General features: G+C 71.0%; 10 protein-coding genes. 5 read left to right on the forward strand and 5 right to left on the reverse strand.

Translation table 11 applies throughout. From position 1 onward, the window contains the following. Window positions 1-67: 67 nt before the first annotated feature. Window positions 68-409 carry a MerR family transcriptional regulator gene (locus AB0G15_RS14545; RefSeq protein ID WP_362839058.1) on the forward strand — a complete coding sequence of 114 codons (342 nt, stop codon included), beginning with the start codon at window positions 68-70 and terminating at the stop codon, window positions 407-409. On the opposite strand, the gene AB0G15_RS14550 is transcribed toward AB0G15_RS14545, so the two are convergent. Genes AB0G15_RS14550 through AB0G15_RS14560 form a run of 3 tightly spaced genes read right to left on the reverse strand, consistent with a single transcriptional unit; the run spans window position 399 to window position 4016 of the window. After that, on the reverse strand, window positions 399-1298 hold the full coding sequence (locus AB0G15_RS14550; protein ID WP_362678903.1) for a carbohydrate ABC transporter permease: 900 nt from the start codon (window positions 1296-1298) through the stop codon (window positions 399-401). The two genes, AB0G15_RS14545 and AB0G15_RS14550, sit on opposite strands and share 11 nt — an antisense overlap. After that, complete coding sequence (locus AB0G15_RS14555; RefSeq protein WP_362839312.1) at window positions 1295-2278, reverse strand: ABC transporter permease subunit; 984 nt, start codon at window positions 2276-2278, stop codon at window positions 1295-1297. The genes AB0G15_RS14550 and AB0G15_RS14555 overlap by 4 nt, the downstream gene beginning before the upstream one ends. A gap of 43 nt (window positions 2279-2321) precedes the next feature. Beyond that, the gene (locus AB0G15_RS14560) at window positions 2322-4016 is read right to left on the reverse strand and encodes an extracellular solute-binding protein (protein WP_362839061.1); all 1695 of its coding nucleotides are present in this window, start codon (window positions 4014-4016) and stop codon (window positions 2322-2324) included. Window positions 4017-4229: 213 nt separating this feature from the next. On the opposite strand from AB0G15_RS14560, the gene AB0G15_RS14565 reads away from it, so the two are divergent. The 3 genes from AB0G15_RS14565 to AB0G15_RS14575 all read left to right on the forward strand — a co-directional run bounded on the left by AB0G15_RS14565 (window position 4230) and on the right by AB0G15_RS14575 (window position 9673). After that, complete coding sequence (locus AB0G15_RS14565; protein WP_362839064.1) at window positions 4230-5435, forward strand: ROK family transcriptional regulator; 1206 nt, start codon at window positions 4230-4232, stop codon at window positions 5433-5435. A gap of 417 nt (window positions 5436-5852) precedes the next feature. After that, complete coding sequence (locus AB0G15_RS14570; protein ID WP_362839067.1) at window positions 5853-8672, forward strand: glycoside hydrolase family 3 C-terminal domain-containing protein; 2820 nt, start codon at window positions 5853-5855, stop codon at window positions 8670-8672. An 11-nt stretch (window positions 8673-8683) separates the two neighbouring features. After that, window positions 8684-9673 carry a LacI family DNA-binding transcriptional regulator gene (locus AB0G15_RS14575; protein ID WP_362678915.1) on the forward strand — a complete coding sequence of 330 codons (990 nt, stop codon included), beginning with the start codon at window positions 8684-8686 and terminating at the stop codon, window positions 9671-9673. Window positions 9674-9881: 208 nt separating this feature from the next. Here the strand turns inward: AB0G15_RS14575 and AB0G15_RS14580 are convergent, their stop codons facing one another. Then, window positions 9882-11228 carry a hypothetical protein gene (locus tag AB0G15_RS14580; protein ID WP_362839069.1) on the reverse strand — a complete coding sequence of 449 codons (1347 nt, stop codon included), beginning with the start codon at window positions 11226-11228 and terminating at the stop codon, window positions 9882-9884. Between the two features lie 182 nt (window positions 11229-11410). Continuing rightward, on the reverse strand, window positions 11411-13186 hold the full coding sequence (locus tag AB0G15_RS14585; protein ID WP_362839071.1) for a biotin carboxylase N-terminal domain-containing protein: 1776 nt from the start codon (window positions 13184-13186) through the stop codon (window positions 11411-11413). Between the two features lie 416 nt (window positions 13187-13602). Between AB0G15_RS14585 and AB0G15_RS14590 the strand changes: the two genes are divergently transcribed. Continuing rightward, the gene (locus AB0G15_RS14590; protein WP_329090315.1) at window positions 13603-13875 is read left to right on the forward strand and encodes a WXG100 family type VII secretion target; all 273 of its coding nucleotides are present in this window, start codon (window positions 13603-13605) and stop codon (window positions 13873-13875) included. Window positions 13876-13929: the final 54 nt, after the last annotated feature.

Raw genomic sequence — 13929 nt, forward strand, 5'->3', positions numbered from 1 at the left:
CGCACCGTCACGGACCTCCCATGAACTCCAGCGAACCCCCACGAACCCGTACGGGAAAGGAGCGGTGATGGCCCGGTTGCCCTTCGACGACGAGCACGCCCCGCTGTACTCCGTCGGCCAGGTCGCCGACATGCTCGACGTCGAGCAGGCGTTCCTGCGCCGGCTCGACGAACACGACGTGGTCAGCCCCGCCCGCTCCACCGGCGGCCAGCGGCGCTACACCCGCCACGAGATCGGCGACCTCCAGAACGCCATCCGGCTCGTGGGCGAGGGCATGACCCTCGCCGCCGTACGCCGGATCTTCACCCTGCAGCAGCAGGTCCGCGACCTGCAGGAGGAGCTCGCCAGGGAACGCGCCGCCCGGCGGGAGGACGGCTCCTCCGGGCGGCCGGGACCGCTCACCCCTTGACGGCCCCGATGATCACCCCCTTGGTGAAGTGCCGCTGGACGAACGGGTAGAGGAACAGCACCGGGAGCAGCGCGACGACGATGATGGCCATCTGGATGGCCAGGCTCGGCGGCGGGGCCTGCCCGGCGACGGTGCCGACGCCGGTCTGGCCGACGATCAGCGACTGGCCCTGGAGCACGTACTGGCGCAGCACCACCTGCAGCGGCCACTTGGCGTTGTCGTTCAGGTAGAGGACGGCGTTGAAGAACGAGTTCCAGTAGCCGACCGCGTAGAACATGCCGATGACGGCCGTGACGCCCTTCGACATGGGCAGCACGATGGTGCGCAGGATGCGGAACTCGCTCGCGCCGTCGATGCGGGCGCTGTCGGTGACCTCCTCGGGGATGTTCATGAAGAACGCCCGCATCACCACGAGGTTGAACGCGGTGACCGCCCCGGGCAGGATCAGCGACCAGTACGTGTCGATCAGCCCCAGCGAGCTGACCAGCAGGTAGTTCGGGATCAGCCCCGGTCCGAACAGGAAGGTCAGCAGGATCAGGAACAGCATCGGCCGGTGCAGCAGCGACCCCGGCCGCGACAGCCCGTAGGCGGCCAGCACGGTGACGGTCAGGCTGATCGCCGTGCCGACGACGGTCACGCCGAGGCTGACCCCGACCGCCCGGGTCACCACGCCGCCGGAGAACAGCTCCTCGTACGCGGCCAGGGACAGCCCGCCCGGCACGGTGACCAGGCCGCCGGCCTCCGTCACCGCCTCCTGGGTGGACAGGCTGGTCAGCACGACCATGTAGATGGGGAAGAGCACGCACGCGACGATGAGCGTCAGGACGAGCCCCTTGAGGAGCCCGCCGGCGCGGCTGGGCCGCTCGGCCCAGGGGGGAAGAGTCGTCATGATCGTTTGTAGATCCCCTGCTCGCCGAATCGGTGGGCGACCTTGTTGGCCACCAGGATCAGCACCAGCCCCACGAGGCCCTTCACCAGGCCGGCCGCCGCGCCGTAGCTCCACTCGCCGGTCAGCAGCGTGCGCCAGTACACGAACGTGTCCAGCACCTCGGCGGCGTCCCGGCCGACCGCGTCGCGCTGCAGGAAGAACTGCTCGAACCCGACGTTCAGCGCCTCGCCGAGGCGCAGGATCAGCAGCAGCACGATGACCGGGCGCAGGCCCGGCAGGGTGATGTGCCACAGCCGCCGCCAGCGGCTCGCGCCGTCGACGGCGGCGGCCTCGTAGAGGTTCTGGTTGATGGCCGCCAGCGCGGCCAGGAAGATGATCGTTCCCCAGCCGGCGTCCTTCCAGACCGTCTCCGCCGTCACCAGCACGATGAACGTATCCGGATTTGTCATGATGTCGATGCCGTCGTATCCGTGGTCGCGCAGCACCTGCGAGAGCAGGCCCGCACCCCCGAACATCTGCTGGAACAGCGTGACCACCAGCACCCACGAGAAGAAGTGCGGCATGTAGACGATGCCCTGGACGAACAGGCGCAGCCGGGGCCGCACCACGCTGTCCAGGAGCACGGCCAGCATGATCGGTACGGGGAAGTAGAAGACCAGCTGGAACGCGGTGATCGTCAGGGTGTTGAGCGTCGCGTCCCAGAAGCTCGCGTCGAACATCAGCCAGTGGAAGTTGGCGAGCCCCACCCACGGGCTGTCCCCGATGCCCACGTACGGCGAGTAGTCCTGGAACGCGATCACGTTGCCGAGCAGCGGGACGTAGTGGAACAGGACCAGCAGCCCGATCGCGGGAAGGGCCATGAGCAGCAGCTGCCAGTCACGTCTCAGACGTGCGCGGAAGGATCGTGGGCGCGCCCGGCTTGTCCTCGGACCCCTTTTGCGGACATCCTTGGAGGTGCCGGCGCCGGCGGGTGAGGTCAGGTCACCCGCCGGCCCGGTCTTCTCACTGTCCCCGGGCGTCGTCCTAAGCACGGCCGTTGTCCCGCAGGACCTTCATGTAGAAGTCGCGGGCCTCGTCCCCGCCGTCCCGCCGCCACTCCGAGGCGATCTGCTTGGCGTCGCTCACCGGCCGCCGGCCGCGCATGATGTCGGTGAACTTGTCCTCGGTGGGGACCTGCAGCCCGGAGAACTTCGACGGCCGCTGGATCCTGATCCCGTCGAACGGGCCCTTCTCCAGATACTGGAAGCTCGCGTTCTGCCACTCCATGTTGAGCTTGACCGCGTCGGGGAAGGGCCAGTCCACGTACTGCGGACGCCCGCCGAGGAAGCCGTAGGTGTAGGCGACCTCCTTGCGGTTGAGGTCGGTCTGCACCGGGATGTTGTCCTCGCCCCGGGTGAAGTGCTTGCCCTCCACGCCGAAGTTGGAGAGCTCGTACTCCTTGGTCCCGTACGGCGCCGCGCACCAGTTGAGGATGGAGAGGATCTCCTCCACCTTCTCCTTCGGCAGGCCCTTCTTGACGAAGGTGAAGAGGCCGGCCGCGTTGTTGTGGTACATCAGCGGCGTGCCGCCGTCGTGGGAGAAGAGCGGGAAGGCGTTCAGGCCGAAGTCGGGGTTCTTGCCGCGGTGCTGCTGCAGGAGCTCCTTCCAGCCGCCCAGCCCGTCGCGGTAGACGAGGATCTGCCCGGCCCCGATCAGCTCCTTCTCGTTGGCGCCCTTGCTGCCGGCGACGGTCGGGTGGACCAGCCCCTCCTTGAAGACCTTCCGCATGAACTCCAGCATCAGCTCGAACTCGGGGGTCTCGTACTTGTGGACGAGCTTGCCGCCCTCGTACCGCCACTCCTGCGGGATGCGGAAGGTCGGCCACATCATCTCGTGGATGCTGCCGAACGCCCAGCGCTTGGCCTTGGCGTCGGTGATCTCCTTGCCGAGCTCGAACAGCTCGTCGGCGGTCTTGGGGTTGGCGTTCCAGCCGTTCTTGTCGAACAGGTCCTTGCGGTAGAGCAGCGCGAGGGGGTACGGCTCGGTCGGGAACGGCACCGCCATGAGCTTGTCGTTCCAGACCGACCACTGCCACGCGGCTGTCGGCAGGTTGGCCAGCAGCGGGTAGGGCTTGACCTTGTCGCCCTGCAGGTACGGGGTGAGGTCCTCGAAGGTCTTGTCGACGGCGGTGTTGAAGTCCGCCATCTTGTCGATCTCCCAGCTCGGGATGACCATGATCTCCGGGATGTCCCCGGAGGCGAGCCTGGCGATGGCCTTGTCGGCGTAGACGGTGCCGTCGGTGATCTGGAACTCCACGGTCGCGCCGATGTCGGCGTTGACGGCCTGGAAGTAGGAGTTGCTCGCCAGTCCGGGCGGCGGCGGGCCCCACAGCGGGGTCATGGCCTTGTAGGTGCCGCCCCTGCCCGCCTTCTGGGAGAGCGCGGCGGTGGGGCTGGCCGGGTAGGAGGTGAAGCCGCCGCTGACATCGGGGACCCCCGGAAGGGTGGATACCGTGCCGGGAATGTCAGGCTTGACGCCGGGGAAGGCGGCGTAGGTGGGGGTGAGGGACGTCAGCTTGTCCGCCGCGGCGGCCGTGGCGCCTCCGGAGCCGGGCCGGGGGCCGGCCGGCGCGGAACACGCGCCCAGCAGGCCGCCGCCCGCGGCCATCGCGGCGCTCAGTCCCACCAGCCCGAGAAATCCACGGCGGCTGGTCATCGCGCCCGGGGGAAGATCCTTCACGGGGCGCTCCCTTCGTTGTTTCGAGACGGGTCCGGGGTGTCGTGGGGAACGGCTCCGGGGTAGAATTAGTTAGTCTTTCGACCAAACAAATTAGTCGAGGGGTGGCCGTCGCCACAAGGGACCGCCGATCGCGGGGCGCCGGGGAGCGGTCACGGATTGGTGAACGATGGGGCATGATGGGGCCAGCCTGGCCGAGCGGGAGCGGGACTCACCTTGATCACATCTACGACTGACCCGCGTCCGGCCGACTTCGCCGACGTGCGGGCCACCAACCTCGCCGTCGTGCTGAGGTTCGTGCGCGAGCACGCGCCGTGCTCGCGGGCCGACATCGCGGCGTCCACCGGTCTCAACAAGGCGACCGTGTCGAGCCTGGTCGCCGATCTGATCGACCGCCGCCTGGTCAGGGAGACAGGCCTGACCGAGAACCGCGTCGGCCGCCCCGCCACGATGCTCGTGCTCGACGGCTCGCCGTACGCGGCGATCGGCATCGAGGTCAACGTCGACTACGTCACCGCGGTCGCGGTGGACCTGTCGGGGGAGAGGCTGCTGTCCTGGCGCAGGTCCTTCTCCGGCGCGGCCGGCACGGCGGGCCAGGCCATGGCCACCGTCGCGGGGATCGTCCGCCGTGTCGTGACCCGGATGGCCAAGGAGGAGCGCCAGGTCCTGGGGCTGACCGTGGGCGTGCCGGGACTGATCGGCACCGACGGCACCGTGCGCATCGCGCCCAACCTCGGCTGGCGCGACGCCGACCTCTGCGGCGACCTCACCAAGGCCCTGCGCGACCCGGGCTTCCCCGTCCAGGTCGACAACGACGCCAACCTGGCGGCCCTGGCCGAGCACCGCTTCGGCCCGCACGCGGGGACGGCCAACCTGGTCTACCTCACCGGCGAGATCGGCGTCGGGGCCGGGGTCATCCTCGACGGGCGACTGCGCCGCGGCGGCCAGGGGTACGGCGGCGAGATCGGCCACATCCAGCTCGACCCCTTCGGCGCCGAGTGCCGCTGCGGGCGCCTGGGCTGCCTGGAGGCCGTCGCCGGGATCGGCGCCGTGCTGGAACACACCGCGATCTCGCCCGCCGAGGTCGAGATCGAGATCGAGGAGGTGGTGCGGCTGGCCCGCGCGGGCGACGCGCGCACGCTCGCCCTCCTGAGTTCCGTGGGCCACAACCTCGGCAAGGGCGTGGCCCTGATGACCAACCTGCTCAACCCCGAGGTGGTCGTCCTGGGCGGCTACTACGTGCCGCTCGCGCCGTGGCTGCTGCCCTCGGTGGAGGCCGAGACCCGCGGGCGCACGATCGCCCCGGACGCCGGGGGCTGCCGGGTCGTGGCCTCCACTCTCGGGTACGGGGCCGCCGCGCTGGGAGGCGCCGCCCGGGTGCTCGACTCGGTGGACTCCGGACGCCTGCCGCGAGTCCCGTGATCCGCCGCTCCGCGTCTCGCTGACGCGGCGGTCGACGCCGCCTGGGATTCACCCTGTTTTCAGTTAGTTTCATGATGTCCCCGGCGGATCTCCTGGCCCGGATCCCGAGGGCCCGGGTCACTCGCAGGCGGTCTTCCACTCCCTTCCGCTCCGGTTTCCCGGTGGCTCGCAACCGTCTGCCGCCCGCCTATTGACCTTGGCCGCACAGAAGTGCACCCTTCAGGGAAGCTCCGTTCGAAACACGCGCGCAACGAACGCCGGAGCGCGCGGGTGGTGACGGAGTTTTCCCTGACCGAGTGTCGAAGCGCTTCGACTGAGGCGTCCTTCCAGGTCGGAGCCCTGTCGGAACCCTGCTTGAACCCGTTGGAACCACGTCGGAATCGAAGCGCTTCGACGCTCTCAAAGGGATGGTCCCCGATGAACGAACCGTTCCGTGACCCGGAACTCTCCCTCGCGCGGCGCGTCGCGGACCTGCAGGGCCGGCTGACCCTGGAGGAGAAGATCGGGCTGCTGCACCAGTACCAGCGGCCGGTGGAGCGCCTCGGGCTCGGCCCGTTCCGTACCGGTACCGAGGCGCTGCACGGCCTCGCCTGGCTCGGCCCGGCGACGGTGTTCCCGCAGGCGGTCGGGCTGGCCAGCACCTGGGACCCCGACCTCGTCCGGCGGGTCGGCGAGGCGACGAGCGACGAGGTCCTGGCCTTCCACCACAAGGATCCGTCGGGGGCGGGACTCAACGTCTGGGCCCCGGTCGTCAACCCGCTGCGCGACCCCCGCTGGGGCCGCAACGAGGAGGGCTACTCCGAGGACCCGTGGCTGACCGGTGTCATGGCGACGGCGTACGCCTCCGGCCTGCGTGGAAGCGATCCCACGGTGCTGAAGACCGCGCCCACCCTCAAGCACTTCCTCGGCTACAACAACGAGACCGACCGATGCGTCACCTCCAGCGACCTGCCGCCCCGGGTGCTGCGCGAGTACGAGCTCCCGGCCTACCGGCCCGCCCTGGCCAGCGGCGCCGCGGTCGCCGTGATGCCCTCCTACAACCTGGTCAACGGCCGCCCGGCCCACCTCAGCCCGCTGATCGGCGAGGTGCTGCGGGCCTGGGCGCCCGACGACCTCCTCGTGGTCAGCGACGCGTACGCGCCCGCCAACCTCACCGGCCTGCAGGGCTACCACGACGACCTCCCCGAGGCGTACGCCCACGCGATCAGGGCGGGGCTCGACAGTTTCACCCAGGACGACGACCGCCCAGAGGCCACCCTCGGCCACCTCCGCGCCGCGCTGGAGCGCGGCCTGCTCACCGAGGCCGACGTCGACGCCGCCGTCCGGCACACGCTGTCGGTCCGCTTCCGGCTGGGCGAGTTCGACCCCTCCACCCCGTACGACGACATCACCGAGGCGGTCGTCAACTGCCCCGAGCACCAGAGCCTGGCCCGCGAGGCCGCCCGGCGCTCGATCGTGCTGCTGCGCAACGACGGTGTCCTGCCGCTGGACACCTCGGTGCGCAGGATCGCGGTCATCGGCCAGCTCGGCGACACGCTCATGGAGGACTGGTACTCCGGGACCCTCCCGTACGCCGTCACCGCCCGCGCCGGGCTCGCCGAGCGGTGCGAGACCGTCTTCTGCGAGGCCGTGGACCGGATCACCCTCGCGGTCGAGGGAACGGACGGCCGTCACGTCGTCGCCGACCCCCACGGGGGGCCGCTCGGGGTCGGCGACGAGCCCGGCCTGTTCGACCTGTTCGACTGGGGCGGCGGCTGCTACGCCCTGCGCGCCGTGGAGACCGGCCGCCACCTGTCCGTCGACGACGACGGGGTGCTGGTCAACGACCAGCCGGGTCCCAACGGCTGGGAGGTGCGCCAGACCTTCCGCACCGAGGACCGCCCCCGTGGCGCGCTCGCGCTCCGGCACATCTCCACCGGCCGCTACCTCGCCCTGGACGGCGAGGTCTTCCGCCTGGCCGACGACGCCGACGCCGCCGCCTGGTTCACCGTGGAGCGGATCGTGAGCGGCGCCGAGGCCGCCGCCGCGCTCGCCGCGACCGCGGACGTGGCCGTGGTGGTCGTCGGCGACCACCCGCTGGTCAACGGCAGGGAGACCGAGGACCGCCTCGACCTCGCGCTGCCCGCCGCGCAGCAGGCCGTGGTCGCGGCGGTGCGCGGGGCCAACCCGAGAACCGTCATGGTGATCAGCAGCGGCTACCCGGTGACCTGGGACATCGACGACCCGCCCGCGGTGCTGTGGTCCTCGCACGGCGGCCAGGAGTACGGCCACGCGCTGGCCGAGGTGCTGTTCGGCGACGCCGCCCCCGAGGGGAGGCTCACCCAGACCTGGTACCGCTCGGCGTGCGAGCTGCCCGACCTGTTCGACTACGACATCATCGCCTCGGACGCGACCTACCAGTACTTCAGGGGAACCCCGCTCTACCCCTTCGGCCACGGCCTCGGCTACACCACCTTCGACTACGCCGACCTGGCCGTCTCGGTGGAGGGCGGCGACGGCGGCGACGGCGGCGACGGCGGCGACGGCGGCAGGGTCACCGCCTCGGTCACCGTCACCAACACCGGTTCCCGCGAGGGGGTGGAGGTCGTCCAGATCTACACCCGCCAGCGGCGCTCCCGGGTCAAGCAGGCGCTGCGCCGCCTGCGCGGCTTCGTCAAGGTGCGCCTCGCCCCCGGTGAGAGCACCCGGATCGACTGGGGCCTCGACGTCGCGGAACTCGCCTTCTGGGACGTCACCAGGGGCCGGTTCGTCGTCGAGGACGCCCCCCACAAGATCATGGTCGGCCGTTCCTCGCGGGACATCCGGCTGTGCGCCCCCTTCCACGTCGACGGCGAGCGGATCCCGCCGCGCGACGCCCTCGCGGGCCCGATCGCCGCCGTGGACCACGACGAGTACGACTCGGTGACGTTCGTGGACGCGGACAGGGTCTCCGGCGACGCCGTGCGGTCCACCGCCGAGGGGGCCTGGATCGTGTTCCGCGCGGTCGACCTGGGGGAGGGCGCCGCCTCCTGCACCGCCGTCGCCGCCGGAGAGGAGGGCGGGGTGATCACCCTGCGCCTGGACGACCCCCTCTACGGGCCCGTCGCCGGCGACCTCCCCGTCCCCCGCGCGGGCCGCCACGACCTCGTCGAGGTGCGCGCCGGGCTTGCGGAGGCGAGAGGAGTCCACGATCTTTATGTGGTGTTCGAGAATGCGGGGATCACCGTCGCCTCCCTGAGCTTCGGCGAGGCCGGGTGAGCGGGCGGGCGGTGACCATCAGCGAGGTCGCCAGGCACGCGGGGGTCGCGGTGAGCACGGTGTCGTACGTGCTCAGCGGGAAGCGCGCGATCTCGGCCGACACCCGGCGCCGGGTGCTCGACAGCGTGCGGGTCCTGGGATACCACCCCAACGCCGGGGCGAGGGCCCTGGCCAGCAGGCGCGCCAACGTCATCGCGCTGGTCCTGCCCCTGCGGGCCGGGGTGCACGTCCCGGTGCTGATGCAGTTCGCCACCTCGGTGGTCACCGCCGCGCGGCGCTACGACCACGACGTGCTGCTGCTCACCGCGGACGAGGGCTCCGACGGGCTCCGCAGGGCGGCGGCGAGCGCGCTGGTCGACGGGCTGGTGCTGATGGACGTGGAGCTCCACGACAGCCGGGTACCGCTGCTGCGGGAGCTCGCCGAACCCAGCGTGCTGATCGGATTTCCCGCCGACTCGGCCGGTCTGACCTGCGTCGACCTCGACTTCGCGCGGGCGGGCGCGCTCTGCGTGGAGCACCTGGCCGAGCGCGGGCACCGGGAGGTCGCGCTGCTCGGCGCGCCCTCGGTCGTCTACGACCGGGGCACCGGCTTCGCCCGCCGCACCCGGGAGGGCTTCGCCGCGGCCGTGGCCGAGACCGGCCTGACCGGGGTGGCCCTGCCGTGCGAGGAGAACTTCGACCAGGTGTCCACCGCGATCGCCGGGCTCCTCGACGCCAGGCCGGGCCTGTCCGGCCTGGTCGTGCACAACGAGGCGGCGGTGGGCCACGTGCTGGGGGCGCTGCGCCAGTACGGCAGGCGGGTGCCCGGCGACATCGCCGTGGTGGCGATCTGCCCCGACGACATCGCGGAACGCGCCAGCCCGCCGCTCACCTCGGTGCTGATCCCGGCCGAGGAGGTGGGCCGCCAGGCGGTCCGGCTGCTCATGGAGAAGCTCGAAGGCCGCGCCGTCCCCGACGGCACCCTGCTGCAGCCGAGGCTCACCGTCCGCGACAGCACCTGACCTGCCGTCCCCGACGGCATCCTGCTGTATCCGAGGCTCACCGTCCCCGACGGCACCCTGCTGCAGCCGAGACTCACCGTCCGCGACAGCACCCGGCCGGGAGCCCTCCGTGACGCCGAAGGGCGCGCTCCCCGGAAGGGGAGACGCGCCCGTCGGTGTTCCGCTCGTTCTGCCTTACCTGTCCTGCCGGTCGTTTCGCCGTGGACGGCTACCAGTCGCCCCCGCCGAAGTCTCCGCCGCCGAAGTCGCCTCCGCCGCCGAAGTCACCCCAGCCTCCGCCGCCGAAGTCACCTCCGCCGCCGAAGTCGGCACCGCTCTCGGCGCCGCCGCCGTAGCCGCCGTAGCCGAAGCCGCCGCTCATCATGCTGCCCATCATCGTGCCGACGAGCATGCCGGTCATGACGTCGCCGAAGCCGCCGTAGTAGCCGTAGGCGTAGGGCTGGTAGGCCGGTCCCGCGTCGTAGTACGGGCGGCGCTGGCCGTTGACCATGACCTCGCGGGTCTGCGGCTCGAAGCCGCGCTCGACGGCCTCGGCGTCGGCCGCGCAGGCGGGCACGTCGCGCAGCGCGCCGCCGGGCGGGGCCCAGCGCACGTCGCGGGCGGAGGGGCCGTGCTGCGGGTTGAAGAAGCACGGGGAGCGCCGCTCGGGCACCGGCTGGTGGTTGACGCGCGCCTTCACGCAGGCGAGGGCGTAGCGGCCCTCCTCCAGCGCGGTGGTGACGCCGCGGAACTCGTCGGGGCGCTTGACCGCCGCGAGCTCCACCTTGGCCCGCTCGTAGGAGTCGAGGGCGCGCTGCCAGTCCTGCTGGTGGTCGCCGCCGTCGTTGAGCAGCTTCACGTCGGTGTCGAGATCGGTGATCTCCTCACCGAACTTGGTGACGTCCTCGTCCACGGTCTGCTTGACCGCGGCCAGCTCGGCGGCCTCGCGCTCCTCGCGCTGCTTCTTCTTCTTGCGCGAGTAGAGGAAGATGCCCGCGCCGCCGGCCAGGGCCAGCACCAGGATGCCGACCAGCACGCCCCCGCTGGAGCCGCCGGAGGAGCCGGAGGAACCGGACGGGGCACCGGCACCGACGGCCGCCTCGTCGGCCAGCTTGACGAAGTTGATCACATTGTCGGTCGGGCTGCCGGTGGTCTTGGCCCGTCCGAGCAGCTCGTCGACGTCCACGCCCTTGATGTTGGTGACGCCGAACGGGGTCTTGCCGCTCATCACCAGAACGGTGGACTTCGAGCCGACGCCCTTCAGGAGCGAGCTCAGCAGGGTCCTCGCCTGGGACTGGCTGCTGATCGAGCCCTGGGGCAGCAGCGCCACGTAGACGGAGGACGTCTGGTCGGCCGCGCCGCGCATGGCGTCGACGGCGTCGGCGGCGTCGGTGGGCAGCCCCGCCGCGGGATCAACGTAGAAGTTGTCCCCGTCCTTCAGCTCCGAGACGATCGCACTTGGGTCTGGCGCCGCGGCATTGGCCGCCGGGGCGATCATGAACATGGCCAGTAGCCCGGCGAACAGTGCCATGATCGTGGCACCGAAACGACCTGGCGCGGCTTTTGTGATGGTCACGGCAGAAAGCCTCCTTCGTCCTGAAGACGAATGAGCGGGCGACAGAGTTCCCTACCCCTCGACCGTATCCCCTCACGGCCCGCGTCAGGCACCTCTCGGGCACCCGGTGTGTGAGCGCCGTACCCGGCCGCCACCGCCCGCCGCGCGGCGGGCGCGCTCAGGCGTTCCTGATCTCGCAGATCTCAGGCGTCCTTGATCTCGCAGATCGTGGCGCCCGAGGTGATGCTCTGGCCGACCGACGCGGCCAGTCCCGTGACGGTGCCCGCCTTGTGGGCGGCGAGAGGCTGCTCCATCTTCATCGCCTCCAGCACGACGATCGTGTCACCGGCCGCGACGGTGTCGCCGTCGGCGGCCACGACCTTGACGATCGTGCCCTGCATCGGGCTGACCAGCGAGTCGCCGCTCGCGGCCTTCCTGGCCACCCCGCCGCCCCGGCGCGGCGCCTTCGAGGCGCGGCCCGCGGCTGTGCTCCCGGCGCTCCCGGCGGCTCCGGCGTTTCCGGCGGCGAATCCCGGGGGAAGCACCACCTCCAGCCGCTTGCCGCCCACCTCGACGGTGATCCGCTCCCGCTCGCCCGGCTCCTCGGCCGCGTCCGGCTCGCCCTCGTACGGCGTGATCGTGTTGTCGAACTCGGTCTCGATCCACCGGGTGTGCACCGAGAACGGGTCGCCGGTGAACGCCGGATCGGCCACCACGGCCCGATGGAAGGGCAGCACGGTCGGCATGCCGCCGATCTCGAACTCGGCCAGGGCCCTGCGCGAGCGCTCCAGGGCCTGCGCCCGGGTGGCCCCGGTCACCACCAGCTTGGCGATCAGCGAGTCGAAGGACTGCGGGACGGTCATGCCCGCCTCGTAGCCGGCGTCCAGGCGCACCCCGGGCCCCGAGGGGGCGCTCATGCGCGTGATCGTGCCGGGGGCGGGCAGGAAGCCGCGCCCGGCGTCCTCGGCGTTGATCCGGAACTCGATCGAGTGGCCGCGCAGCACGGGGTCGCCGTAGCCGAGCTCCTCACCGTCGGCGACGCGGAACATCTCCCGTACGAGATCGACGCCCGCCACCTCCTCGGTCACCGGGTGCTCGACCTGCAGGCGGGTGTTGACCTCCAGGAAGGAGATCGTGCCGTCCTGGCCCACCAGGAACTCGCACGTGCCGGCGCCGACGTAGCCCGCCTCCTTCAGGATCGCCTTGGAGCTGGTGTAGAGCAGGTCCAGCTGCTCGGGCGACAGGAACGGGGCCGGGGCCTCCTCCACCAGCTTCTGGTGGCGCCGTTGCAGCGAGCAGTCGCGGGTGGACACCACGACCACGGTGCCGTGGGCGTCGGCCAGGCACTGGGTCTCCACGTGCCGGGGCCGGTCCAGGTAGCGCTCGACGAAGCACTCGCCCCTGCCGAACGCGGTGACGGCCTCCCGGACCGCGCTGTCGTACAGCTCGGGGATCTCCTCCAGGGTGCGCGCGACCTTCAGCCCGCGCCCGCCGCCGCCGTACGCGGCCTTGATCGCGATCGGCAGGCCGTGCTCGGCGGCGAAGGCGACGACCTCCTCGCTCCCCGAGACCGGATCCTTGGTGCCGGCCACGAGCGGCGCGCCGACCTTCTGGGCGATGTGGCGGGCCTGCACCTTGTCGCCGAGCGCAGTGATCGCGGCCGGCGGCGGGCCGATCCAGGTCAGTCCCGCGTCGATCACGGCCTGGGCGAAGCCGGCGTTCTCGGCCAGGAAGCCGTAGCCGGGGTGCACGGCGTCGGCCCCGGCCTCGGCGGCGACGCCCAGCAGCTTGTCGACGTCGAGGTAGGTCTCCGCGGGAGTCTCGCCGCCGAGCGCGCGGGCCTCGTCCGCGACCCGGACATGGAGGGCGTCCAGGTCCTGGTCGGCGTAGACGGCGACGCTGGCCAGCCCGGCGTCCTTGCAGGCGCGGGCGATCCGCACCGCGATCTCACCACGATTGGCGATCAGGACCTTGTGCACCGACGTCTTTCCCTTCAGTACGTGTGCCAGTACGTGCGGACGAAGGACTGGCGGGCCTTCAACGGAGTGTAGGCGTCCTTTGATCGTGAGGGAGTGGTGGGTTGTTCCTCCTCGGACGTGAGGGAGCGGGGCCTGCCCGCCTTCGCCGTCCCGGCGACACCGCGGGGATTCCCGCCCTGGTCGCCCCGGTCCGCTCACGGTCCGTTCCTGGCCGGTCCAGTCCTCGCCGGGGTGTCTCCCGTCCGCCTACGGCTCCTTGAATTACTGGAAATCAAGGCAATGGACAACGTTTAGCCTCTTGGCGACCGAGGGAACGTCCATAGCCGCTCGGCATAACCCGGATACCTCTGTGATCCTTACGCCTATCGTGATTTCGTTTGGCGACTCCCTCCGACACCGATCCAAAGGAGACTGGCATGAGCCAGAACTTGCTCGGCGGCAATCCCGCGGAAATGCAGCAGATGGCCACCCAGTTCACCCAGCAGGCCGACCAGGTCAGGGCCACCGTGGCCGCCCTCGACCGGGAGGCCGCGAAAGTCGGCACCGCCTGGACGGGGCCCGGTGCCCAGCGTTTCAGCGAGGCCTGGCAGAACTACCGGGCCGCTTTCCAGCGCATGTCCGAGGAACTCGCCGAGGCCTCCCGGGTCATCAACACCTATCGCGGCAATATCGAGTCCGCCACTCGATAGGAAACGGCCCGCCGAAATGCCCCGGTCCGCAAGGGCCGGGGCATTTCTCATTGA

Source organism: Streptosporangium sp. NPDC023825 (assembly GCF_040639575.1).
Taxonomy (GTDB): domain Bacteria; phylum Actinomycetota; class Actinomycetes; order Streptosporangiales; family Streptosporangiaceae; genus Streptosporangium.